The sequence below is a fragment of the Hydrocarboniphaga daqingensis genome (assembly GCF_900129825.1).
In the GTDB taxonomy this organism is placed as follows: domain Bacteria; phylum Pseudomonadota; class Gammaproteobacteria; order Nevskiales; family Nevskiaceae; genus Hydrocarboniphaga; species Hydrocarboniphaga daqingensis.
The window spans coordinates 546,021-568,566 of the sequence record NZ_FQWZ01000003.1 but is presented as its reverse complement, the minus strand read 5'-3'; the positions used below and the strand labels follow the sequence as shown (position 1 = coordinate 568,566).

Below are 22,546 nucleotides of genomic sequence, written 5' to 3'. Positions count from 1 at the left end.
TTTTGTGATGAGACCCACCATGAAGCCCGCCGTATCCGAAACCCTGCTCGCGCAACCACTGACGCTGCCCTGTGGCGCCGTGATTCCCAACCGCCTGGCCAAGTCGGCGATGAGCGAAGCGCTGGGGACGCTGGACAACCAGCCAACCTCGCGACTGGACCGCTTGTACGCGCGCTGGGCTGATGGCGGCATCGGCCTGTGCATCAGCGGCAACGTGATGGTCGATCGCCGCGCGCTCGGCGAGCCCGGCAATGTCGCGATCGAAAGCGAAGCCCAGCTGCCGGCGCTGCGCGCCTGGGCAGCAGCCGGCACGCGCGGCGGCACGCAGCTGTGGATGCAGATCAACCATCCAGGCAAGCAGGCGCCCAAGGGCTTGAACGCCGAAACGGTATCGCCGTCGGCGATTCCGTTCCGAGCCGACATGGCGAGCTTCTTCGATACGCCGCGCGAGCTGACGCACGCCGAGATCGAAGACATCGTGCGCCGCTTCGGCAATACCGCGCGCATCGCCAAGCTGGCCGGCTTCACCGGCGTGCAAATCCACGGCGCGCACGGTTATCTGGTCAGCCAGTTCCTGTCACCGCACCACAACCGGCGAGAAGATCAGTGGGGCGGCAGCCCCGAAGCACGGCGTCGTTTCCTGATGGCGGTCTATACCGAGATGCGCCGCCAGGTCGGTGATGCGTTTCCGATCGGCATCAAGCTCAATTCCGCGGATTTCCAGCGCGGCGGCTTCACCGAAGAAGAATCGCTGGCCACGATCCAGATGCTGGCCGATGCCGGCATCGATCTGGTCGAAATCTCCGGTGGCACTTATGAAGCGCCGGCGATGACCGGCATGGACGTCAAGGACAGCACGCGCCAGCGCGAGGCCTACTTCCTCGAGTTTGCCGAGAAGGTTCGCGCCCGCATCAAGGTGCCGCTGATGCTGACCGGCGGCTTCCGCAGCCTCGGTGGCATGCGCTCGGCGCTGGCCAGCGGCGCGATCGACCTGGTTGGCTTGGGCCGACTGCTGGCGGTCGAGCCCGAGTTGCCGCAGCGCCTGCTCGCCGGTCAGGAGCCGACCCAGGTGATACGACCGATCAGCACCGGCATCGGCGTCGTCGACCGGATGGCGCTGATGGAAGTGGCTTGGTACACGCGCCAGCTGCGTCGCATCGGCGAGGGCGGCGAGCCGCGACCCAATGAATCCGGGCTGACCGCGTTCCTGCTGGGCATCGTCGAAAGCGGCTGGAAAACCTTCCGTACCCGTCGCTTGCGCGCCTGATTCCACAACACGAAACAGCGCCGCGGCGCGGCGCGGGCCGCTACAAAGCAAACGGATTGCTTTACGATCGAAGCGGTTGCCATGAGGGCGACTGCCAACGGAGCCGCGCGCGGCATGAACGGGGATCCCAGCACCATTGACGGTGCCACGACGCGGCGCGCACTCAGCGTGCGCGCCCGTCTGCTGTTGTTATGCGCCAGCCTGATCCTGAGCTTCGCCAGCGGCAGCCTATATCTGACCTATCTGTTCGAGCGTAATCACAGCGACCAGCTCGCCGTGCGCGAGCAGTACCGCCGCTTTGAAACGATCCTCGACGTCGAGCAAGCCGTGTCGCTATGGCGTCACCGCGGCGGTCAGTTGAACTCGGCAATGATGCTCAAGGACCAACCCGACGAGCAGCTGCGGCGCCAGGCCGACTACGAGCAGGCTCGTATCGAACTCGAGCGCCGCCTGGTGCGCATCGGCAGCTTTGATCCGGACAGCTTGGCGACGATCGATTCGGCATTGCGCGAAGTCCCTGCCTATTCGCAGATCGTGATGCAGGCGATGGCGCAGGGTCATGCCGACACACCGGATGCGACACGGGCACTGGCGGCGTTGCAGCAGCGACTGAACCGTATCGAAGAGACGCTGGAAGCGGCACGACGCCGCGAGTTCGAGCAGTCGCAGCAAATCCAGCAACAGGCCAGCGATCGCGCCGAACTGGCGCGGCATATCGGTCTGGCGATCACGCTGCTGCTGTTGTGCTCGGGCGTACTGCTGATCGTGACCGTGATGCGCTCGATCCTGCGGCCGTTACGCGACGTCACCAATGCGATGCGCCAGATCAATCGGGGCTTGGACCCCGGCGTGCTGCCGCCGGTCGGCGGCGACGAATTCGGCGATATGTCGCAAGCGATGCGGTTGTTCCACGACCGCAGCGAGCGGCTCGGCCGACTGGCGTACCACGATGCGCTGACCGGACTGGGCAATCGAGCCAAGCTCGAGGAAAGCCTGGAGGCGCTGCTCGACCAGGCATCGGCGCGTCAGCTCGACGTGGTGCTGATGTATCTGGATCTCGACAATTTCCGCTCGGTCAACCAGCGTGTCGGGCACCGACTCGGCGACCGCTATCTGGTCGAAGCGGTCAACCGCGTGCAGCAACTGATGCCGACCGGAACGCAGCTGTTCCGCTACAGCGGCGACAAGTTCGTTGCGCTTCTGCCGATCGGCGATGGCGGCTTGCAGCTGGAAGCGCGCATCAAGAGCGTGGCCAGCGTGGTGCTGCGCGGCGTGTTCGAGCCGTACTTGATCCAGAACGAGGTGCTGAACATGTCGACCTCGATCGGCATCGCGATCTATCCGGACGACGGCGCCACCACCGAGCAGCTGATCAGCAGCGCCGAAGCCGCCGTTTTCGCAGCCAAAAAGAGCGGGCGCAACAACGCTCGCTTTGCCGGTGGCAAGCTCGCCGGGCAGCTGCGGGCGCAAAAGGCGCTGGGCAATGAGATCCGGCGCGGGCTCGAACATGGCGAGTTCGAGGTGTACTACCAGCCGATCATCGACTTCGCGCAGCGCCGCGTGGTCGCCGCCGAAGCGCTGATGCGCTGGCACCATCCCGACCGCGGGCTGCTGGTGGCGCAGCAGTTCATCAGCATCGCCGAAGAAGAAGGCCTGATCATGCCGCTGGCGCAGCTGTGCCTGGCGCAGTCACACCAGCAGGCGGATATCTGGAGCAAGGCCGGCCATCGCTGGCGCATCGCCGTCAACGTCTCGGCCAAGCAGCTGCAGGACGGTGACATCCTGCAGCAGCTGCGCCTGCTGTGTGCGGGCATCGAGCCGATCGACAATCGCGTCGACCTGGAACTGACCGAGAGCGTGCTGTTCGATACCTCGGATGAAGCCCGCGAGCTGCTCAATTCGATCCGCCGTCTGGGCTACCGCATCGGCATGGACGATTTCGGTACCGGCTACTCGTCGTTCAACTACCTGCAGTGGCTGCCGATCGACAAGATCAAGATCGACCGTCAGTTCGTCAGCACGATGAACGTATCGCGGCAGGCGCGCGGCATCATTTCGGCCACGATCGCGCTGGCGCAGAACCTCGAGCTGGACGTCGTCGCCGAAGGCGTCGAAACCCCGCAGCAGGCGCGCCAACTCGCCAATCTGGGATGCCCCCAGCAGCAGGGCTTCCACTATTCGCCGGCACTGGACGCCGAAAGCTTCGAGCAATGGGCGATCGGCTACGCAGGCCGCATTCGCGAAGTCGACAACAGCGCCTGACGCAATCCACTGACGACGGTGCCGGCCGTCGACGAGCGCGGCTAGTCGATCGACGTGACGGCGTCGACGGGCTCCTGCAGTTGCCGGCGTGCGGCGAGCGCCACCATCGGCTCGGGATCATCGCAAGCACGCTGCCACAAGGCCCTCACCTCTGATGCCGGCGCCAAGCGGGCAAAGCTGGTGCAGGCAGCCAAACGCGTGCGCCGGCACGGATGCGTCAGCGCCAGGTCGTGCAGCAGTTGCAGCGTGTCCGGGTTGCCGATATCGCCTGCCATCCGCAGCACCGAGATCCGACGCGAGCCGTCCAGCTCCAGCGGGTAGTCGATCAGCTGACGTCGCTCCAGATCAAAGAAGAACTGGTCGCGCAGCCGCACTTCGGGCGTCGCGATCATCCAGTTCAACGTCACGCTCAGTGCCTCGGGCGGATGCTGGGTGTGCACATCGCGGCTGGCTTCGTACAGCATCACCATGCCCATCCCGAAGTGCTGCTCACCGACATAGCGCAAGTCGACCGTTTCGCCGATGTAGCCGCTGACACGATCGTGATCGTAGTCGTACAACGCGGTGCGATAACCGGGGCCGTGATAGCCGACGGTCATGAAGCTGTAGTTGTGGTCGTGCGCCAAGTGGTAAGCAAACGCGTTGCGGCTCATCCGACCGCTGTCGATCTCGTGCTGCGACGGCCAGATGTTGGCGCGCAGATAAAAATCACGGCCCTCGCCCAGATACAGCACTTGCGCCGATGCGACCGTGTCGCGGCGAAACAGATGTTCGACCTGGCGGTTGAGCCGGTCGACGACCAAGCGTCGATCGTTGGCCAGACCCCGCAGCAGCGGCGCGGCAGCGGCAACGCTATCGAGGTCGCGCAAGTCGACTTGGGTCTCGACCTGCTCGACGAATTCGGCGATCGACACGACCCGATCGCAGCCGACATCCAGAACGCGCGCCATCAGCTGGCAGCATCGAGTGTGCGCTGCGCGGCGCGACGCAGATGCGGATGCTCGTCCTGTACGGCCTGACGCAGCGCGGCCCTGGCCGCGTCGGCGTCGAGCCGACCCAAGCCTTGGATCGCCGCCCATCGCACCGCGTGATGGCGATGGCGCAGCAAGCCCTGCAAAGGCCCAAGTGATTGCGCATCACCCAACTGCCCGAGCAGATAAGCAGCGATACGTAACTGAGTGGCGCTCAGTTCGCTGTCGTTGGCCTGTACCGCGTAGCCGGTATCGCGGTCGAAAAGCCACTCGAGGCTGTGAAACGCAGCTGTGGTCAGCTTGAGTACCGGCACCGGTCGGTCCACATGAAAGTCATAGACGTCGCGGTCGCCGTGCAGCGGCAGAATCTGCAGCGGCTGCACGTTGCGGCGACCGATGCGCTCGATGCGCAAGCCCGGATCGAATACCGCGTTGTCGTAAGCGCCGGGTAAGGCGTAGCGGGTGCAGCGCAGCGGATCACGACCGAGCGGCACGTAGTAGCCCAGGTACGGCATCGTGTGCAGGTAGCGGCGCTCGCGCTCGAACCACCAGATCGACAAGGCGAAGCCCCGGCCGCGATGCAGCATCAGCTGGTTGGGTCGCCAGTCGCCCATGTAGGACGGGTCGCGGCACAGCTGCTGCAGCTCGCGGTTGACCAGCGCCGCCGCATGCTGGCGCTGCACAAATGCGGCCAGCAGCGGTTCCAGCGTCCAGAAAGACGCCAGATGCTCGCGATCAAAATCCCGGTCGATGCGCTCGATCAGGTCGTCCAAAGACGGCATCGCCAGCGCCGCTGACCGGCTCAGTGGGTTTCGGGCAAGCGGTAATGCACCAGATAGAACGCCGCCTGATTCTCCTCGGCGTGCGACGGCTCGGTGGCGCCGACGCTGGCCACGTCGTATTCGAGCGCCGCGATCTCCAGCGGTGCGCGACGCACAGCGGCAATGGGTTCGGCGACCGGCGCACGGTCGAGAACGTGATGACGCAAAACAGTGGTTTCCATGGCGATCACCTGGGTCTGTTGCGAGGCCGGCAGCGCCGAGCAGCGCCGTCAGTCCAGCTTACGAGCCCAAGGCAAACGAACAACGTCCCCTGATGCGAATCGCTTCGACAGCACTCCTACAAACCGGTCGCGGCGGCACCGGGCGACAGGTCGAGCTCGACCCGGCGACAGTCGGGCTCCTGGTCATGCGGCTTTTCGGTAAAGCCGAGGTGCGCGGCCAAGGCCAGCATCGGCCGGTTGTGGCGCAGCACATCGCCGACGATCTGCTGCAACTGCTGCGCGCGACCGTGGGCAATCAGCTCGTTCATCAGCTGCCGCCCCAGGCCACTACCGGCGTGGTCGTGGTGCACCAGCAACGCAAACTCGCCGCGTTCGCCATAAGCATCGATGACCAGATGCGCCACCGCGCATAGCGTCTCTGGCTCATCGTCGGGCTGCGCGATCAGCACCAACTCGCGGTCGTAGTCGATCTGCGTCATACGCGCTGCCATCTCGTGCGAGAAGTAGCGGATTGCGGCAAAAAAGCGCAGGCGGACGTCGTCGGGACGCAGCCGTTCCAGCAAGGTCACCAGCGCCGGCTCGTCTTCGGGGCGGATCGGTCGCAATCGATAGCGTCGGCCGTCGCGGGTCGTCACGACCTTCTGCAGCACGTCCGGATACGGCGCCAGGATCAGGCGCCGACGCTCGAGCGGCGGCGTCGGGTCCACCTCGACCGAAGCATCTCCGATCCGGTGCAGCTGCGCGCGCTCGTCCAGCGCCAGCGTCAGGCGCAGTTGCGCCACCGCAGGCTGATCCAGCGCGATCTGCGACAGTGACAGCAAGGCGGCGGCCAGCGGCGCTTGCGCACGCTCCGACAGCGGCAGATTGATCGCCTCGATCATCCGCTGGGCCAACAGACCGTCGAGTGGCGCAAAGCCGATGCCGGTGTCCGAGCGCAGCAGGCCACTGACGGCGGTGATGCTCAGATACGTGCCCATCTCGCGATGGCGCTCGATGCTCAGCTCGAAGCCCCGCGCCGCCATCGCGCCGGCCGGCGTGCGCAGCGGCAGGCGGTAGCGCGCCAGCAGTTCGTCGGCGGCCGGCGTCGGCAGCTGATGATCACCACGCCCTGCGGCAGCTTGCAGCATCTGCTGCATAGCCAGCCGGTCGACCGGCTCGCGATCCACCGGTGGTGGCGTCTGCATCAGCAACTCGCGGGTGCGGCCGTGCAACCAGCGATAGCGCAGGGCACGCGCGGCCTGCCCGGCCGTGACGAACGTGGCCAAGCCTGCGTCGGTGGACCGACGCCGTGCTTCCAGCGCGGTCTTCAGGCCCAGCCACACCGTGACCAAGCGGGGGCCGAGTTGCGCGGCCAACAGCGCGTCGACGTACAGCTGATGCGCCGAATCCAGCTGCGGGCTGTGCACCATCAGCACGTAGTCGACGCCGTCATCGGCCATCAGACGCCGGCACAGATCGGCCAGGGCCTGTGGCTCGACCGGCCCGGCGTCGATCGCGCCTTCCAGCGCACGCGCGCGCGGTGCCAGCGCGCCGATCGCGTCGACCGTGGCCGGTGCGCAGTGCGCCAGTGCCAATCCGTGGCGCAACACCGCATCGACACCGAGCGCACACAGCCCGGCACCATTGCCGACGGTGATCACGCGTACTTGCGGCCGCGCTGGTATCCGCGCCAGCGCCGTCAGTGCGTCAAACAAGCCGTCGAGCGTCGAACACTCGACCAAGCCGGCGCGAGCGAAGGCGGCGGTGCGTACCGGGTCGGTACCGGTGAGCGCTTCGCGACCCCCGACGCGACTCTGCAGCACGACGACCGGCTTCAAGCGCGCGCAGGCTCGCGCGGCCGACATGAACTTGCGTCCGGCGCGTACGGCACCGAGTTGCAGGATGACGGCGCGCGTCGCAGGGTCGAGGGCGGCAACGTCGAGAAAGTCGGCGATGTCGGCGTCGGACTCAGCACCGGTGGTCACGGCCCATGAAAAGCCGATGCCCCGACCTGCCGCCCAATCGATCGCAGCGGCGGCGATCGACCCCCATTGCGCAATCAAGGCCAGCGATCCCGCCGCCACATCCGGCGGAAATTCGCCGGCGCTGAGGCCGCCGCCGAGAAAGAAGCCAGCCGAGCGCGGTCCGACGAAGCGCAGCCGATGCGGACGCGCCGCTTGCAGCACCGCGTCGGGAATCGACTCGGCGCTGGTCCAGATCACGCCGCGACAGTGCGATGCGCCGAGCGCGTCGACGACATCGACGCTGATCAACGCGGCATCGAACACCACGGCCAACCGCGGCACATCGTCGCGACGATGCAGATGCGCGTGCAGCGACCACCAGGAATCGGCGATCACCACCGAATCGGCACTGGCTTGCAAGCGCCGCAGCAAGCCGCGCTCCAGCGCCGAGCTTGGCTCGCCGACGGCCAGCACCGCGCGGCTGTGCAGCAGCGCTTCGAGGTTCTGCGCGCTCATGCGCCAACGAAGGGCCGCACGAAAGCCTCGACGCAGCGCGACAGCGCATGCGGGTCATAGCCGCCTTCGAGCATCGCCAGAACACGGCCGCTGCAACGCTGCGCAGCGAAATCGCGCAACTGCTGCCCGGTCCAGTAATAGTCGTCGTCGGTTAGACGCAGGCCGGCAAGCGGGTCGCGCAGATGGGCATCGAAGCCGGCGGACACCAGCAGCATCTCAGGCGCAAACTCGTCGAGTGCCGGCAACCAGTGCTGCGTCACCGCGTCGCGGTATTCATCGCTGCCGGCACCTTCGCTGAGCGGTGCGTCGATCAAGCCCGGCGCATCGCCGTCGCCGGCCCAGTACGGGTACAGCGGGTGCTGATACGTCGAACACATCAGCACGCGCGGCTCGTTGCGGAAGATGTCGGCCGTGCCGTTGCCGTAGTGCACGTCGAAGTCGAGGATCGCCACGCGCGACAGCCCACGCGACAGCGCCTCGGCGGCGGCTACTGCGATGTTGTTGAAGAAGCAGAATCCCATCGCCCGATTGCGCTCGGCGTGATGCCCTGGCGGACGCACGTTGCAGAACACAAAGCCAGCGCGCCGCGACATCAGCAGATCTACCGCCAACACGCCGGCACCGGCGGCATGAAGCGCCGCGTCGGCGGTATGCGGATTCATCGACGTGTCCGGGTCGATATGCACCAGCCCTTCGGTCGGACGAGTGCGCAGTACCGATTCGACATGTTCGGCACCATGCACGCGCAGCAGCGCGTCGGCGGTCGCCGCCGGCGCATCGAGCCGATGCAGAAACAGATCAAGCCCGCTCGCCATCACGCGGTCTTCGACGGCGGCAAGCCGTTCCGGGCATTCCGGGTGCCCGGGCTCCATCCGGTGCAGGCGACAACTGCTGTGCGAAATCCAGTAACTGGGCAATGCGCTCATCACGATCTCCACGGATAGCGAACGACACCCGCATTGAAGCACGCAGCCGCCGGCTTGGGCATGACCGCGGTCAGCAAGCGGACGGCAGCCTTCGCGTGTCAACGGACTGCGCGCCCATGCTGCGTTCAGCGGCTGCATGCCTCAATGCGACGACGCCCATCGCATCAACGCCAACCGGAGATTCGCCATGAGGCACGACCTCGATCGCAAGCAGCGCAAGACAACGGCGCAGGAGCGCCCACCGGTACCCAGCATCGATACCCAGGACCCGGTCGATGAAGCCTCCTACGACTCGTTTCCCGCCAGTGATCCGCCGTCACGGACCGGCACGCGCGCGCAGCCCGGTGCCGACAAGCTGCACAGCGGCAATGAACGTGACCGCACGGACCGACCGGCGCGCAAGCCCGACTGACAACACCGGCTACTGGTTCTTGCGCACGCCCCGCAGGTTCATCGCGGCCAAGCCGAACTGCAACAGCACCAGTGCCCAGGCCTGCATCTGTAGGCCCCAGACCGTCCACAAGGCATTGCTCAGCAGGTAGATCCAGAACCCGGCACTGCGCCGCCCCGACCGCTGCGAGGCCACCAGCCAGGCAGCGGTCAGCGTGGCCAGCATCGCCGGCCATTGCAGCAACGCCAGAACCGACTCACTCACCTCCGCGCCTCGAAGCACTGCAAGCTGAAACGGCCGTGTGGATCGACCCAAAGCTCGCGGCGGAACCAGCCGGCATCCAGCGCCAGCACGGCGAAGTCTGCCGGCGTGTATTTGTATGAGTTTTCAGTGTGGATCGTCTCGCCGCGGGTCCAGCTAAAGCTGTGCGTACCGATCCGAACCTGCTGAGCGCGGCGGCTGACCAGGTGCATCTCGACGCGGCGCTCGGCCTGGTTGAACCAAGCACGATGCGCGAACGCGTCCAGATCAAAGTCCGCCTGTAGTTCCCGATTCAGCCGCGCCAGCAGATTCAAGTTGAACGCTGCCGTGACGCCGGCTGCATCGTCATACGCCGGCTCCAGCACCTCACGCGGCTTGAGCAGGTCGACGCCGAGCACCAGTAGACCGCGCGGTCCGGCCAGCCGGCGCCAATCGGCCATCAACGAACGCGCCTCATGCGGCGCGAAGTTGCCGATCGTCGACCCCGGCATGAACACGATGCGCCGCGTCCACGGCCGCCAATCGAGCTTGGGCAACTGAAATGCGCGAGTGAAGTCGGCGCATAGTGGTTGCACCTGCAGATCCGGCATCGCGGCGCGAACGCGCGCCACGCTTCCGGCCAGCGCCGTCGACGAGATCTCGACCGGTACATAGGCCAATGGCTGATCGAGCGCCTGAAGCAGCAACAAGGATTTTTCTGCGCTGCCGGCACCGGGCTCGATCAACACGCAAGCCGGGCCGCCGTACTGAGCCAGCGCGTTGGCGTGCGCCTTCAACAGCCAGCGCTCGGCCGCCGGGATGTAGTACTCCGGCTGCTCGCAGATGCGTTCAAACAAGCGCGATCCGATCTCGTCGTAGAACAGCTTCGGCGGTAGCCACTTCTGCGCCGCCGACAGCCCGTCGACGACGACGCCGAGCAACTCCGCATCCATCACCGCGCCGGTATCGGCGCGAGGCTTGCGATGATCCAACGCCATGTCAGAGCCCCTGTGCCAATCGGATACCACTGACCTGCCAGCGCGCATCGGCAGCGAAGAAGTTCCGGTAGCTGCAACGCAGATGCGTACTCGACGACAGGCACGAGCCACCGCGCAGCACCCACTGGTCACTCATGAACTTGCCGTTGTACTCGCCAAGCGCGCCAGGGTCTGCTCGGTAGCCGGCGTACCCGACATAGGGGCTTGCGGTCCATGTCCAGACCGATCCGTACATCGATGCGGCTGGATGATCCATGCAGGGATGCAACTCCGACGGAGCCGTGTCGATGAACTGGCCTTCGACCGGTAATGCAGCTGCCGCATGCTCCCACTCGGCTTCCGTCGGTAGCCTGGCGCCAGCCCACCGCGCATACGCATCCGCTTCGTAGTAGCTGATATGAGATACCGGACGCGCGGGATCGAGCGGCTGCAGGCCGTATAGCGTGAACTCGCACGTAAGGTCAGTGCTCCAGTACAGCGGCCGCTTCCAGCGAGACGCCTCGACGGTGGCCCAGCCCGCTGCCAGCCACCACTGCGGATCGCGATAGCCGCCATCGTCGATAAACGCACGATACTCGGCATTACTGACCCAGCGCGATGCCAATGCAAAAGGCGCCAGCCACTGCCGATGGCGCGGCGACTCATTGTCGAATGCAAAGCCGCGACCGTCGTGACCGACTTCGACCAAGCCGCCGACAAACGGACGCCACTGCAGCAACGGTAGCGACGTTGACCGCAGCGATGCCGCTGCATAGGCAGGCAGCAAGGGATTGAGCGAGAACAGATGCTTGATGTCGGTCAGCATCAGCTCCTGATGTTGTTGCTCATGATGCAAGCCGAGCTCGATGACCGCTAGAGAGGCATCGGGCAGCGCATGATCACCCAGCAGTGCATCGATCAGTGCTTGATCGACATGACGTCGGTACGCGATAACCTCGTGCAGTCCAGGGCGCGTCAACAGGCCGCGTTGTGATCGCGGAAGGATCGGCTGCGCAATACAGCGGGCATGACGCTGATAGTACGAATTGAACAAGGCGTCGAAGCGCACATCGAATGGCTTGTATTGCGGCAAATAAGCCTGCAACACGAACGTCTCGAAGAACCAGCTGCTGTGGGCCAGGTGCCACTTGGCCGGGCTGGTGTCGCACATGCTCTGCGCACTCGCGTCTTCGCTCGACAGAGACTCGACGGCATGACGGCTCTGTGCCCGGATACGAACCAGCGCATCCGCCAGCATATGCCTCAACGTGCATGACGGTGTTTCGACGATCGCGTCTTCTGCCTGCTGTCGCATTCCGCTCTCCCGTTGGTAGGTGGATGATCTGCGTGTTGTGTTGCAGCAGTGAGCAAGCGCCATGCCTCGCGATACTCGACGCCGCTCAATCGGATTTGACGGCAATCCGTTCGGCTGGCGTTCGATTGGCACGTCGTAGGCTGCCGGTGTTGAACGGTGTGCATCTGCTTCAATCAGCGCGGGTACGGAACCTGCGGATGCGCCCACCCCGATCGCCCGCCCACAGGAGATACCTCATGAAGAACATGTCCTCGACCGCCGACATCAGCCATGCACGCGATAACCTCAACCGCGACTTCCAGTCGCTGGTCGATCACGCCGAACAACTGCTGCAGGCAACGACCTCGCTGAAGAACGAAGGCGTCGACCTTGCGCGACACAAGCTCAATGAGAGCCTGGAGCAGGTCAAAGCGCAGATCGGACCGATGCGTGATGCAGCAGTGGAGCGCAGCCGCCTGGCGATGGATGCGAGTGTGCGCTATGCCCGCGAAAAGCCGTGGCAAGCCGCTGCGATCGTCTGCTTGGCCGCTTTGACGATCGGGTTTATCAGCCATCTCGGCAGCAGCCGCAGCTAGGCGAGTCATACGATGACTCCCCAAGCTCAGGGCGGTCTGCACGGACTGGCGACCGCCTTGCTGCGATACGGGCGCGCGCGGATCGAGTTGCTGCAGCACGAACTCGGGCAGGAGCAGTCACGGTTGCTCGGCATGCTGGCGCGCGCCAGTGCGTTCATCGTCGGCCTGATGCTGTGTCTACAGCTGGCTAGCGTTGTCGTCCTGATCGCGTTCTGGCAGACGCCGTGGCGTTTGCATGCCGCCGTCGCATTGCTGCTGCTGTTTACCGTGGCCACGATGCTGGCCTGGGGCGCGATGCGTCGACCGCGACAGCCGACGCGCGCGGCGTTCAGTGCATCGATCGACGCTTTCGACAAAGACCGAACGATGTTCGAAAGCAAGCCCGATGCTGCGCCATCGACGCTCGGACCCGTGCTGACCCGCCCCCGCGACGCCGTTGCCACGATACAGCGAAATCGACCGGTATCGCCCACCGATGTGCACCAACCCACCGGAGCAAGCTGATGACGATACCTCCCACCCCTGTATCTCGATCGGGTGATGTTGATCCGAATACGCCGCGCAACGGCGCCGCCGGCGGGCCGAGCATCCGTGTTCAGTCCGACGACGCGGTGCTAATTGCGCAACTCGACCAAAGCCGACAGCAGCTGGTTCTAGCTGCGGATGTGCTGCGGTCTCCGCTGCGTTCCATTGCGCGTGTCGAGCATGCCGCACGCAGCGTACTGCCGATGCTGCCCTATGCCTTTGCCGCGCTCGCGGTCGTGGGCCTGGCACGCTCGGTTTTCGGCAGAGGCAAGCTGCGTCCGATGCTGATGATCGCCACCGGCTTGGACATCTGGCGTTTGTGGCGCAGCTATCAAGTCACGGCCGCAATGCCGACGACAGCGACGTCGACACCGCGAATCGATACTCCTGCTCCAACCTTCAGAGGGAATCCGACATGACATTCTGGACCACCACCAAGACCGCAATGGCTTTGATCTCGATCGGCATTCTGACGACACCGATGCTGCGCCGGCTCGGCTACCTACCCGATGCCGATCGCAACGACCCGCTCGCATCGGCACCTGACGACACCGAGCGCCACGATGCCGGTACCAAGATCGCGCCTCCCGATCTGTCGTTGCCGCCGAGCGAAAACGAGTTTCCGCCGCGCCATTGATGCACAACGGCGGTAATCGCCGATTACCGCCGTGGCTCGCGAATCCGTCACGATTTCTGCCGACGCAGGTCGGCTGGCAGGACGCGCATCATCGTGCGGTACTTGGCGATGGTGCGACGCGCCACCTTGACGCCTCGCTGTCCGAGTACCGCCGCGAGGCTGACGTCCGACAGCGGCGCGTTGGCGTCCTCACGGTCGATCAAGGATTGCATCAGTGCACGCACCGATGCGGCTGAGCGGATACCGCCGTCGTGCTGGACCAACGGCCGTTGGAAGAAGTGCTTGAAATGCACGATGCCACGCGGCGTCTGCATGTATTTGTTGGCCGTGGCCCGCGAAACGGTCGACTCATGCAAGCCGAGGCTTTCACTGATGTCCTTCAGCGTCAGCGGCATCAGCGCCACATCGCCATCGATGAAGAACATCGGCTGACGGTCGACGATCGCATCGGCGACGCGCCGGATCGTCACGAACCGCTGTTCGATGTTGCGCAACAGCCAGCGTGCTTCCTGCAGTTGCCTAGCCAACTGCGGGACGCCGTCTCCGCCACGACGGGCCCTTTGATAGAGCTCGCTCATGCGCCGATCGAGCGCCGCATGCGCTTGCAACGCCGGGTTGCAACGGACTTGAGGATGGCCTTGCTCGATCTGCACGATTACATCAGGCGTCACGATCTGCGCCGATGGGATTGAGTAACGCTCACCCGGCTTCGGATCCAGACGGCGGATCAAATCGTAGGCCGCCAGAAGGTCAACTCGACTGCGATCGAAGCGCTGCCGCAGTTGAACGAAATCACGGCGTAGCAGCAGATCCAGCCCGTCGCATAGCAGGCGTCGAGCGAGCTCGCGCCGTGGCAGCGGTGCATCCGAAGCATCGATCTGCAGGCACAAACAGTCCACCAGATCGCGTGCACCGACACCGGCCGGCTCGAAGCCTCGCAATGCGTGGTGGGCCGTGTCGAGCTCGGCCCGGCTCAGCGCTGGCTTCAATCCAAGCTCGTCCGATAGCGAAGCTGCCAGCAGCGCCGTGTCGTCACGCAAGTAGCCGTCGTCATCGATACTGTCGATCAGCATCTCCAATGCGAGATGGATGCGCACCGGTAGCGCCGACGCCAACGCTTGGTCTCGCAAGTGCTCGCGCAATCCGGCGGCCCGGCTCAGTCTCTGCACGGCATCGTCGCCGTCGTCAGCACGATCGTCCTGATGCAATGACCTGTTATCCCCAGGCAGGGTCGTCATCGGCCGGTCGTCATGATCCCAATCGCGGCTCGCGCCGTCATACGTGGTGAGCATCGGCGTGAGCACGTCGATATCGGCCGGCATCGCCGCTGATGTCGGCTCGTCACTAGGCTCGGCGAGGTCGTCATCGAGCCGGGTATCACGCAAGAATGGATTGCTGACCAAGGCTTGCTGAACTTCCTGTTCGAAGCGTTCGGACGACATCTGCAACAGACGGATCGCCTGCTGCAGTCGAGCCGAAAGCGCGAACTGCTGCCGGGCGCCGCAATAGAGCGTCACTGCTTGAGTCACCACCATCTCCTGCCTGGTATTCGCCGCCGCCGGATCGGCTGGCTGGCGGTCGCATCCTTGCGACGGCGTGACGATGAGGGGCTACGGCTGAAGCCGTGCTGACGGTCTAATCGACGTTCTGGTCATACGCTTTGCGTTTGCGATACAGGGTGCTGCTATCGATCTTCAGCAGTTTGGCCGCTGCTTCGAGGCTCGACGTATTAGCAACGACGGCTTCGATGTGGGCGCGCTCCAGTTCTTCGAGGCTGATGGGGTCACCCGCGCGCAGGCCTTGACCCGAGCTCGGCGCAATGCGCCCGAACGGCAGGTGCTCGGGGCCGATCGTGATTCCGTCGCAAATGATCACCGCCCGCTCCACCGCATTGCGCAACTCGCGTAGATTGCCGGGCCACGCGTGCAGGCTCAACAACGACGCGGCTTCCTTGCTGAAACGCCGCGCAGGCCGATCGTAGCGAGCAGCGAGCTGCAGCAGGATCTTCTCGGCGATCGGCAGCACGTCTTCGCGACGCTCACGCAGCGCCGGCAACTCCAGCGTGACGACATTCAACCGATAGTAGAGATCTTCGCGGAAGCGGCCTTCGGCCACCATCTTCTTCAGGTCTTGATTGGTCGCCGCAATGACCCGCACGTTGGCCGTGCGGGTGTGCGGATCACCGACACGCTCGTATTCACGGTCCTGCAGGAAACGCAGCAGCTTGGGCTGCAAGGCCATCGGCAGATCGCCGATCTCGTCGAGGAACAAGGTGCCGCCTTCGGCCAACTGTACGCGGCCCTGGCGGTTGTCGGTCGCACCGGTGAACGCGCCGCGTACGTGGCCGAACAGTTCGCTGGCCAGCAGCTCGGCCGACAGTGAGGGGCAGCTGACGGTCGCGAACGCCGCTTCGCGCCTCGGACTCATGTCGTGGATCGCACGCGCCAACATCGTCTTACCGGTGCCGCTCTCGCCGAGCACCAGCAAGGTAGCGTCGGTATCGGCGACGCGGCGGCTCATATCCAGCGTCGCCGACAGCGCAGGGTTCGACGTGCGCAGATCGGCATGCCCATCGCGCCGGTCGGTTTCCAAGGCCTGCACGCGCTGTTCGAGGCGTCGCGCTTCCACTTGCTGCGCGACCGCATGCGACAGCTGGCTGGGGTCGCATGGCTTGACCAGGTAATCGGACGCACCCACTCGAATCGCCTGCAGCGCGGTGCCGACATCGTCGGTAGCAGTGGCCATGATGACGCGCATCCATGGCGCCCACTCGCGCAGCTGCGGCAGCAGCTTGAGCCCGGAATCCTCGCCCAGGTCGAGGTCGAGCACGCAGCAATCGAAAACAGCGCGTCCAAGCGCCGCCTCGGCTTCCGCCGCCGTGCGAGCGGTGCTGACGCGGTGGCCATCACCTTCGAGACAGCGCCGAAAGAGCCTCAAGATGCCGCCGTCGTCATCGACCAACAGGATGTTCGCGCCCCCAACCTCGACACTCATGAGTTCAGCGACTCCATTTGCTGTTGGTGGTGTTTATCGGTGCGTTTCATTATGGCACCCGTACGCAGCGCATCGGCGCTGCGATGGCATCGGTCGCGATGCCACAGCTTAGACAGCAGCCGAGCACCGGTGACACACCGCCAGCCTCGACCTGCAAAACGAAAGGCGCAGCTGCCGTGATCGTGCACGATGCAGGCCCATGGCAGCGTCGCGATTTGTAACAAGTGGCGCAACACAAGCACTTAGCCGCGTTTCAGACCATGGCACGATGCATGTACGCAGCTTTGATCGATGAACCCCCTGGTGGCGTACTTGACCCCTACGCTGCCAACCCCGCTCAGGGGCGGCCTCGATTGCCGCCCCTTCTTTTTGCGCAAATTCAGCGGCTGATGGGTAGCGGACAGCGTGGTCGGCATCACCGACGGTACCGACCATCGTCGCTATCGGCACGCGGCATCGCGGCGCCGATACGCCGCATCAGCAACTCAACCCGCGATCGAATCCGAACGGATCGCCGACAGCAGTTCGGCATTGCCTTCACCCAAGCGCGGGGCTTCGGCCAACACGGGAACCTCGGCGTGGCCGAACGTCACGGCACACGCAGGTGCCGGCTTGCCGGCAACGGTATCGACCATCCGGCGTGCAAGGATCTGCGGGTGGCGCATCGCCTCTTCCGGAGACAGCACGGCGCAAGCGCAGCAATCGGCCTCGGCCAACAAGGCCTGCCAATGATCGCGGCTCTGCGTCTTGAACAACTCGACCAAGGCGGCAACGGCGCGCGGCGAGGTGCCATCGCCGATCAGATCAGGGCGCTGCACGGCCTTGCAGAAGGCGGCCCAAAACTTGGGCTCCAGCGCGCCGAGTGCGATATAGCCACCGTCGCTGCACTCGTAGACCGAGTAGCGCGCTAGACCACCGCTGAGCATGTCCGCGCCACGCGGACGTGACTTGCCGATGCCGCGTATCGCGGTCATCGCCATCAGGTTCAACGCGAAGCTGCCGTCAAGCAAGGAACTGTCGACGAAGGCACCGACGCCACTGCTGCGCGCGCCGATGACCGCCGCGAGGATCGCCGACGCACAATGCAGCGCACCGCCGGCCAGATCGGCGATCGGCACGTTCGACATCGCCGGCGCTTGCCCAGCGGCACCGATCTGATCGAGCACGCCCGAGATCGCCAGCGCATTGATGTCGTGACTGGCGTCGTCACGCATCGGACCGGTTTGGCCGTAGCCGGTCAGCGCCGCATAGACCAGCTTCGGATTGCGCGCACGCAGCGCGTCATAGCCGCAGCCGAGACGATCCATGACGCCGGGTCGGAACGATTCCAGCACGACGTCGGCGGTATCACATAGACGCATGAATGCGTCGACGTCTTCGGGCTTCTTCAGATCCAGCGTCACCGAGCGCTTGCCGCGATTGACCAGCTGAAACAGCTGCGGCTCCAGCGATCGTGCGTAGTCGCCACCTTGCGGCTCCTCGACCTTGATCACTTCGGCGCCGTACTGGGCCAGCAATAGCGAGCAGTAAGGGCCTGGCAACAAGCGCGACAAATCAACGACGCGGACGCCCGCCAGCAAACGATTCAGGGTGGTCATCGATCAAGCTCCAGCAATGGACGTTGCGTTGGCAGCCGCAGCAGTGCGCTCGCGCAGCTTGGCGTAGTCGCGGCCGATATACAGGTACATGGCCGGCAGCACGTACAGCGTGAACAACGTGCCGATGCCCATGCCGGCGGCGATCACCAGGCCCATCGAGAATCGCGACGCCGCACCGGGGCCCGAGGCCATCAGCAGCGGCACCATCGCAATCACCAGCGCCGCGGTCGTCATCAGCACCGGCCGCAGACGGATCGAGGTGGCTTCGACGATCGCCTCGGCCTTGCTCATGCCCTGCTCCTGCAGCTTGTTGGCGAACTCGACGATCAGGATGCCGTGCTTGGAGATCACGCCGATCAGCGTGATCAGGCCGACCTGGGTGTAGATGTTCAGCGTCATACCCGGTAACTGCGTCATCTGCATGCCGTTGGTCACGGCAAAGATATTGATGAACAGCAGCGCCCCGCAGATCGACATCGGCACCGTGACCAGCATGATCAGCGGATCGCGGAACGACTCGAACTGCGCGGCCAGCACCAGATAGATCACGATCAGCGCGAACGCGAACGTCACCAGCAAGGCCGAGCCTTCGGCCTTGAACTGCCGCGACGGCCCGGCGTAATCAACCTGAGCACCGGCCGGCAGCAGCGTACGCGCTGCATCCTCGAACACCTTGAGCGCCTCACCTTGCGTGATGCCCGGGCGCGGCACGGCGATGATCGTGTTGGCATTGAGCTGCTGAAAGTGATCGATCGAGCGTGCGACCGTGCGGTCGCTGATCGTCACCAGCGTCGAGATCGGCACCAGCGATCCGTCACGCGCCCGCGTGTAGTAGCCGCTGAGCTGTGCCGGATCGAGACGCGCCTCCCGCTGGACCTGCTGGATCACGCGGTACGAGCGACTCTGGTAGTTGAACCGGTTGACTTCGCCGCCCGCCAGCAGCGCGGACAGATCGGCCGACAACTGCGACATGTCGACACCGAGCAGCGCGGCTTTGTCACGGTCGATATCGACCACCGACTCAGGACGGTCGAGCCGCAGACGCGGTGCGACGAAGAAAAACTTCTTCGAAACCCAGCCGGCTGCGACCAGCTGGTCGCCGACTTGTGCCAGCGTTTCCGGCGAAGCCGTCGATTTGATGACGAACTCCAGCGGATAGCCTTGGCCGGGCGTCGGCAGTGATGGCGGGTTGATCACCGCGCCGCGCACGGCGGCAATCTGGTTGACCTTGCCGGTCACGTCGTTGACGACCTCCTTGGCACTCTGGTCACGTTGGCTCCACGGCTTGAGCACCATGCCGAAAAAGCCCTGGTTGGTGCTGCCGGTGCCGGCGATCGTGAATGCGAACAGGTTCTCCACGGCTGGATTCGACAGCGCTGCTTTCTGCGTATCGACGAAGTACTGGTTCAAGTACTCCTGCGACGAGTAGCCGTCGGTCTCGGCCAAGCCGAACACGAAGCCAAGGTCTTCTTCCGGTGCCAGTTCGGCCGGCGTCGATACGAACAAGAATCCGCAGGACACGAACACGATCGCACCGAATACGGCGATGACCAAGCGCGTGCGCAGTGCGCCATGCAGACGCGCGCGAAACGCTAGGCGCCAGCGATCGAAGCGCTGATCGATGAACACCTGCAGTCGGTTGACCTTGCCGTCGGGCCCATGCGAGGGCTTGAGCAGCTTGGCGCACATCATCGGCGTCAGTGTCAGCGCGACGATGCCCGAAATCAGCACCGCACCGGCCAGCGTGAACGCGAACTCGGTAAACAGCTTGCCGGTGATGCCGGACAAGAAGCCGATCGGGGCATACACCGCCATCAGCGTGATCGTCATCGCGATCACCGGTCCGACCAGCTCACGCGCGCCTTTGATGCTGGCATCGAACGGCGACAGACCTTCTTCGATATGTCGATGCACGTTCTCCATGACGATGATCGCGTCGTCGACGACCATGCCGATCGCCAGCACCATCGCCAGCAGCGTCAGCAAGTTGATCGTGAAGCCCAACACCAGCATCAGGAACAGCGCACCGACCAGCGACAACGGCACCGTGACCGCCGGGATCAACGAATTGCGCATCGAGCCGAGGAACAAGAAGATCACCAGCACGACGATGATGACGGCCTCAATCAGCGTCTTCTGCACTTCGCTGATCGACTCGCGGATGTACTCCGAGCTGTCGTAGCCGATTTCGCCCTGCAGGCCGGTCGGCAGGTTCTGAAGGATGCCGGGCCAGATCTTTTTGACCTCGTTGACGACGTCGAGGACGTTGGCCTCGGGCCGGACCTTGATGCCGATGAAGATCGCGGGACGCGTGTTCCACATCGACGAGCCATCGTAGGTCTCGGCGCCGAGCACGACATTGGCAACGTCACCCAAGCGCACGACCGAACGGTCGTCCGACTGCACGACCAAGTCGCGGAACTCGTCAGCGGTGCGCAGATCGGTTTTGGCCGACAAGCCGATGCGGACATGGTTGCCCTTGGTCTCGCCGACGGCCGACAGCACGTTCTGCGAGCGCAGGCGCGCAAACACTTCGCTGGCGGTCAGGTTGTGCGCTGCCAGGCGGTCGGGCTTGAGCCAGATGCGCATCGCGTAGGCGCGCGCGCCGAGCAGCTCGGCGGTTTCCAGGCCGGGAATTGCGGCGAGCTGGGGTTGCACGACGCGCTGCAGGTAGTCGGTGATTTGACTGTCGTCGAGCACCTCGGAGAAGAACGAGATGTACATCGCCGCCGTACCACCGGCCTCGGCGATCGCAATAATCGGATCTTCAGAGCCCTCGGGCAGCTGATTGCGCAGCTTGTTGACCTTGGCCGATATCTCGGTCATGGCCTCGTTCGGGTCCTTGTCCATGCGCAGATTGACCGTGATGACGCTGGCCCCCTGCACACTGGTCGAGGTCATGAAGTCGATACCGCCCGCCTGCGAGATCTCGCGCTCCATCGGCGTGGTGATGAAGCCTTCGATCAAGGTCGGATCGGCACCTGGATAGGCAACGCTGACCTGGATCTGTGCGTTCTGCAGATACGGGAATTCGCGAACATTCAGATTGAATGCAGCGCGCGCACCCAGCAGCAGGATGATCAGGCTGATCACGGTGGCCAGCACCGGGCGCTTGATGAAGATGTCGGTAAAGTTCATGGCTTGTTCCTGCGCCGGTCGACCCGGTCGTGCGGCTGTGACGGATGCTGCGGTGCGCCGCCGATCAGCCTTCCTTGGGCTTGGGCTGCAGCTCGTTCTTCAACGCGTTCTTGTTATCGATGATCACCGGCGCGTGGTTGCCGAGCTTCAGCAGCCCCGCCGTTGCGACTTCTTCATCCGGCTTGATTCCGTCGACCACGGCAACGAAGTCACCACGCGTATCGCCGAGCTTGACGAAGCGCTGCTCGACCTCGATATCGGTCGGCGTGCCTTCGGTGCCCGGGCAGGGCTTGGGCGCATCGGCCGGTGGCGGTGCCTTGGGCCCGACGACGAAGATCGAGGTGCCGTACGAGCTGAAGTTCAGTGCCGTGCGCGGCACCGCGATCACGTTCTGCTCGCCCGGCAAGGTCAGGCTGACGCGGCCGAACTGGCCGCCGCGCAGCTTGTATTCCGGATTGGCGACCCGCGCGCGGACCATGAAATTGCGCGTGCCTTGGTCGATGCGCGGCTCGATCGCCAGCACCTTGCCCTCGAAGCGTTGGCCGTCGAAACCGTCGACGCTGATCGACACCGTGTAACCGGTCTGTACGGCTGCGGTCTGCTGTTCCGGCAGGCTGAAGTCGATGTCGATCGGATCGAGCGCCTGCAGCGACACGATCGCCGTGCCGGGTTGCATGTACTGACCCACGTTCACGCGGCGGATACCGAGCACACCGGCAAACGGCGCACGAATGTCCTTCTTGGCCAGCATCGCTGCTTGCGCGGCGACGGCGGCTCGCGCGGCATTGGCCTCGCTGACGGCAGCGTCGTAGTCAGACTTGGCAATCGCGTCGAGCTTGTACAGCTTTTCGCGGCGGACGCGATTGAGTTCGGCCAATTCCGCCTGCGCCTGCAAGCGCGCCAGATCGGCGCGTTCGTTGGCGGTATCCATCGTCAACAGCGGGGCGCCCTTGGCGACACGCGCCCCGGACTCGAAGTGGATCGCCGTGACGATGCCACCGACTTCGACGGTGACATCGGTGCCGTTGACCGGCGTGAACGTGCCGATCGCCTCCAGGCTGCGATTCCAGCTCATGGCTTGGCTGCGAGCCGACGTGATCACCGCCGGTGGCGTCGGCATCGCATTGACGCACTCGTTCATCATCTTGTTGCCGAAGCTCTTGGCGCCGAACACGGCACCGAAGACGACGAAACAGGCAACCAGCATCAGCACCATTCTGAGTTTCATATCCGCTTTCCCGAAGGACGGCTAGTTAAGAGGTACATCC

General features: G+C 64.5%; 20 protein-coding genes. 7 read left to right on the top strand and 13 right to left on the bottom strand.

Annotation, left to right across the window (positions count from 1 at the left end; all coding sequences use genetic code 11):
* Positions 1 to 19: 19 nt before the first annotated feature.
* Together BUB09_RS08540 and BUB09_RS08535 are read left to right on the top strand one after the other, a co-directional pair.
* Positions 20 to 1,267, top strand: coding sequence for an NADH:flavin oxidoreductase/NADH oxidase family protein (locus BUB09_RS08540; protein WP_072896580.1), 1,248 nt, complete (start codon positions 20 to 22; stop codon positions 1,265 to 1,267).
* 114 nt (positions 1,268 to 1,381) lie between these two features.
* Entirely contained in the window at positions 1,382 to 3,529 is a 2,148-nt protein-coding gene (locus tag BUB09_RS08535) for a putative bifunctional diguanylate cyclase/phosphodiesterase (protein WP_072896579.1), read from the top strand.
* 41 nt (positions 3,530 to 3,570) lie between these two features.
* Here the strand turns inward: BUB09_RS08535 and BUB09_RS08530 are convergent, their stop codons facing one another.
* From BUB09_RS08530 to BUB09_RS08510, 5 genes are all read right to left on the bottom strand, one after another.
* The gene (locus BUB09_RS08530; RefSeq protein WP_072896577.1) at positions 3,571 to 4,479 is read right to left on the bottom strand and encodes a HEAT repeat domain-containing protein; all 909 of its coding nucleotides are present in this window, start codon (positions 4,477 to 4,479) and stop codon (positions 3,571 to 3,573) included.
* Positions 4,479 to 5,282 carry a HEAT repeat domain-containing protein gene (locus tag BUB09_RS08525; protein ID WP_072896575.1) on the bottom strand — a complete coding sequence of 268 codons (804 nt, stop codon included), beginning with the start codon at positions 5,280 to 5,282 and terminating at the stop codon, positions 4,479 to 4,481. The genes BUB09_RS08530 and BUB09_RS08525 overlap by 1 nt, the downstream gene beginning before the upstream one ends.
* Before the next feature lie 20 nt (positions 5,283 to 5,302).
* Positions 5,303 to 5,503 (bottom strand): hypothetical protein, encoded by a 201-nt coding sequence (locus BUB09_RS08520; RefSeq protein ID WP_072896574.1) that lies wholly within the window; start codon positions 5,501 to 5,503, stop codon positions 5,303 to 5,305.
* Positions 5,504 to 5,619: 116 nt separating this feature from the next.
* On the bottom strand, positions 5,620 to 7,962 hold the full coding sequence (locus tag BUB09_RS08515) for a bifunctional acetate--CoA ligase family protein/GNAT family N-acetyltransferase (protein ID WP_072896572.1): 2,343 nt from the start codon (positions 7,960 to 7,962) through the stop codon (positions 5,620 to 5,622).
* A complete protein-coding gene (locus tag BUB09_RS08510; protein WP_072896708.1) occupies positions 7,959 to 8,888 on the bottom strand; it encodes a histone deacetylase family protein in 930 nt (309 codons plus the stop codon). The genes BUB09_RS08515 and BUB09_RS08510 overlap by 4 nt, the downstream gene beginning before the upstream one ends.
* 187 nt (positions 8,889 to 9,075) lie before the next feature.
* On the opposite strand from BUB09_RS08510, the gene BUB09_RS08505 reads away from it, so the two are divergent.
* The gene (locus BUB09_RS08505) at positions 9,076 to 9,300 is read left to right on the top strand and encodes a hypothetical protein (RefSeq protein WP_072896570.1); all 225 of its coding nucleotides are present in this window, start codon (positions 9,076 to 9,078) and stop codon (positions 9,298 to 9,300) included.
* A 9-nt stretch (positions 9,301 to 9,309) separates the two neighbouring features.
* Here BUB09_RS08505 and BUB09_RS08500 read toward each other — a convergent pair whose 3' ends face one another.
* From BUB09_RS08500 to egtB, 3 genes are read right to left on the bottom strand one after another with little or no spacing between them, the layout of a single operon-like run.
* Positions 9,310 to 9,504 (bottom strand): hypothetical protein, encoded by a 195-nt coding sequence (locus BUB09_RS08500; RefSeq protein WP_072896706.1) that lies wholly within the window; start codon positions 9,502 to 9,504, stop codon positions 9,310 to 9,312.
* Between the two features lie 35 nt (positions 9,505 to 9,539).
* On the bottom strand, positions 9,540 to 10,517 hold the full coding sequence (gene egtD, locus BUB09_RS08495; protein ID WP_072896569.1) for an L-histidine N(alpha)-methyltransferase: 978 nt from the start codon (positions 10,515 to 10,517) through the stop codon (positions 9,540 to 9,542).
* Between the two features lies 1 nt (position 10,518).
* Positions 10,519 to 11,811 (bottom strand): ergothioneine biosynthesis protein EgtB, encoded by a 1,293-nt coding sequence (egtB, locus tag BUB09_RS08490; RefSeq protein WP_245793195.1) that lies wholly within the window; start codon positions 11,809 to 11,811, stop codon positions 10,519 to 10,521.
* 236 nt (positions 11,812 to 12,047) lie between these two features.
* On the opposite strand from egtB, the gene BUB09_RS17195 reads away from it, so the two are divergent.
* From BUB09_RS17195 to BUB09_RS08470, 4 genes are read left to right on the top strand one after another with little or no spacing between them, the layout of a single operon-like run.
* Complete coding sequence (locus tag BUB09_RS17195) at positions 12,048 to 12,386, top strand: ElaB/YgaM/YqjD family protein (RefSeq protein WP_072896565.1); 339 nt, start codon at positions 12,048 to 12,050, stop codon at positions 12,384 to 12,386.
* A gap of 12 nt (positions 12,387 to 12,398) precedes the next feature.
* Positions 12,399 to 12,890 carry a phage holin family protein gene (locus tag BUB09_RS08480; RefSeq protein WP_072896563.1) on the top strand — a complete coding sequence of 164 codons (492 nt, stop codon included), beginning with the start codon at positions 12,399 to 12,401 and terminating at the stop codon, positions 12,888 to 12,890.
* Positions 12,890 to 13,330 (top strand): YqjK-like family protein, encoded by a 441-nt coding sequence (locus tag BUB09_RS08475; RefSeq protein ID WP_072896561.1) that lies wholly within the window; start codon positions 12,890 to 12,892, stop codon positions 13,328 to 13,330. Before BUB09_RS08480 ends, BUB09_RS08475 begins: the two co-directional genes overlap by 1 nt.
* Entirely contained in the window at positions 13,327 to 13,548 is a 222-nt protein-coding gene (locus BUB09_RS08470) for a hypothetical protein (RefSeq protein ID WP_072896560.1), read from the top strand. The genes BUB09_RS08475 and BUB09_RS08470 overlap by 4 nt, the downstream gene beginning before the upstream one ends.
* Positions 13,549 to 13,595: 47 nt before the next feature.
* On the opposite strand, the gene rpoN is transcribed toward BUB09_RS08470, so the two are convergent.
* The 5 genes from rpoN to BUB09_RS08440 all read right to left on the bottom strand — a co-directional run bounded on the left by rpoN (position 13,596) and on the right by BUB09_RS08440 (position 22,506).
* A complete protein-coding gene (gene rpoN, locus BUB09_RS08465) occupies positions 13,596 to 15,077 on the bottom strand; it encodes an RNA polymerase factor sigma-54 (protein WP_175550143.1) in 1,482 nt (493 codons plus the stop codon).
* Between the two features lie 106 nt (positions 15,078 to 15,183).
* Positions 15,184 to 16,542 carry a sigma-54-dependent transcriptional regulator gene (locus BUB09_RS08460; protein ID WP_072896556.1) on the bottom strand — a complete coding sequence of 453 codons (1,359 nt, stop codon included), beginning with the start codon at positions 16,540 to 16,542 and terminating at the stop codon, positions 15,184 to 15,186.
* Between the two features lie 485 nt (positions 16,543 to 17,027).
* Positions 17,028 to 18,140, bottom strand: a complete 1,113-nt coding sequence (locus BUB09_RS08450) for a CaiB/BaiF CoA transferase family protein (protein WP_072896553.1) — start codon at positions 18,138 to 18,140, stop codon at positions 17,028 to 17,030.
* 3 nt (positions 18,141 to 18,143) lie between these two features.
* The gene (locus tag BUB09_RS08445; protein ID WP_072896551.1) at positions 18,144 to 21,278 is read right to left on the bottom strand and encodes an efflux RND transporter permease subunit; all 3,135 of its coding nucleotides are present in this window, start codon (positions 21,276 to 21,278) and stop codon (positions 18,144 to 18,146) included.
* A 64-nt stretch (positions 21,279 to 21,342) separates the two neighbouring features.
* The gene (locus BUB09_RS08440) at positions 21,343 to 22,506 is read right to left on the bottom strand and encodes an efflux RND transporter periplasmic adaptor subunit (protein ID WP_072896549.1); all 1,164 of its coding nucleotides are present in this window, start codon (positions 22,504 to 22,506) and stop codon (positions 21,343 to 21,345) included.
* Positions 22,507 to 22,546: the final 40 nt, after the last annotated feature.

What these genes read in the sequence shown, in the direction of transcription:
- BUB09_RS08475 (WP_072896561.1), top strand. Translation starts at nt 12,890, where the DNA reads ATGACGATACCTCCCACCCCTGTATCTCGATCGGGTGATGTTGATCCG.
- BUB09_RS08510 (WP_072896708.1), bottom strand. Translation starts at nt 8,888, where the DNA reads ATGAGCGCATTGCCCAGTTACTGGATTTCGCACAGCAGTTGTCGCCTG.
- BUB09_RS08520 (WP_072896574.1), bottom strand. Translation starts at nt 5,503, where the DNA reads ATGGAAACCACTGTTTTGCGTCATCACGTTCTCGACCGTGCGCCGGTC.
- BUB09_RS17195 (WP_072896565.1), top strand. Translation starts at nt 12,048, where the DNA reads ATGAAGAACATGTCCTCGACCGCCGACATCAGCCATGCACGCGATAAC.
- BUB09_RS08460 (WP_072896556.1), bottom strand. Translation starts at nt 16,542, where the DNA reads ATGAGTGTCGAGGTTGGGGGCGCGAACATCCTGTTGGTCGATGACGAC.
- BUB09_RS08450 (WP_072896553.1), bottom strand. Translation starts at nt 18,140, where the DNA reads ATGACCACCCTGAATCGTTTGCTGGCGGGCGTCCGCGTCGTTGATTTG.
- BUB09_RS08480 (WP_072896563.1), top strand. Translation starts at nt 12,399, where the DNA reads ATGACTCCCCAAGCTCAGGGCGGTCTGCACGGACTGGCGACCGCCTTG.
- BUB09_RS08445 (WP_072896551.1), bottom strand. Translation starts at nt 21,278, where the DNA reads ATGAACTTTACCGACATCTTCATCAAGCGCCCGGTGCTGGCCACCGTG.
- egtD (WP_072896569.1), bottom strand. Translation starts at nt 10,517, where the DNA reads ATGGCGTTGGATCATCGCAAGCCTCGCGCCGATACCGGCGCGGTGATG.
- BUB09_RS08500 (WP_072896706.1), bottom strand. Translation starts at nt 9,504, where the DNA reads ATGCTGGCCACGCTGACCGCTGCCTGGCTGGTGGCCTCGCAGCGGTCG.
- BUB09_RS08515 (WP_072896572.1), bottom strand. Translation starts at nt 7,962, where the DNA reads ATGAGCGCGCAGAACCTCGAAGCGCTGCTGCACAGCCGCGCGGTGCTG.
- BUB09_RS08525 (WP_072896575.1), bottom strand. Translation starts at nt 5,282, where the DNA reads ATGCCGTCTTTGGACGACCTGATCGAGCGCATCGACCGGGATTTTGAT.
- egtB (WP_245793195.1), bottom strand. Translation starts at nt 11,811, where the DNA reads ATGCGACAGCAGGCAGAAGACGCGATCGTCGAAACACCGTCATGCACG.
- BUB09_RS08505 (WP_072896570.1), top strand. Translation starts at nt 9,076, where the DNA reads ATGAGGCACGACCTCGATCGCAAGCAGCGCAAGACAACGGCGCAGGAG.
- BUB09_RS08440 (WP_072896549.1), bottom strand. Translation starts at nt 22,506, where the DNA reads ATGAAACTCAGAATGGTGCTGATGCTGGTTGCCTGTTTCGTCGTCTTC.
- BUB09_RS08535 (WP_072896579.1), top strand. Translation starts at nt 1,382, where the DNA reads ATGAACGGGGATCCCAGCACCATTGACGGTGCCACGACGCGGCGCGCA.
- BUB09_RS08530 (WP_072896577.1), bottom strand. Translation starts at nt 4,479, where the DNA reads ATGGCGCGCGTTCTGGATGTCGGCTGCGATCGGGTCGTGTCGATCGCC.
- BUB09_RS08540 (WP_072896580.1), top strand. Translation starts at nt 20, where the DNA reads ATGAAGCCCGCCGTATCCGAAACCCTGCTCGCGCAACCACTGACGCTG.
- BUB09_RS08470 (WP_072896560.1), top strand. Translation starts at nt 13,327, where the DNA reads ATGACATTCTGGACCACCACCAAGACCGCAATGGCTTTGATCTCGATC.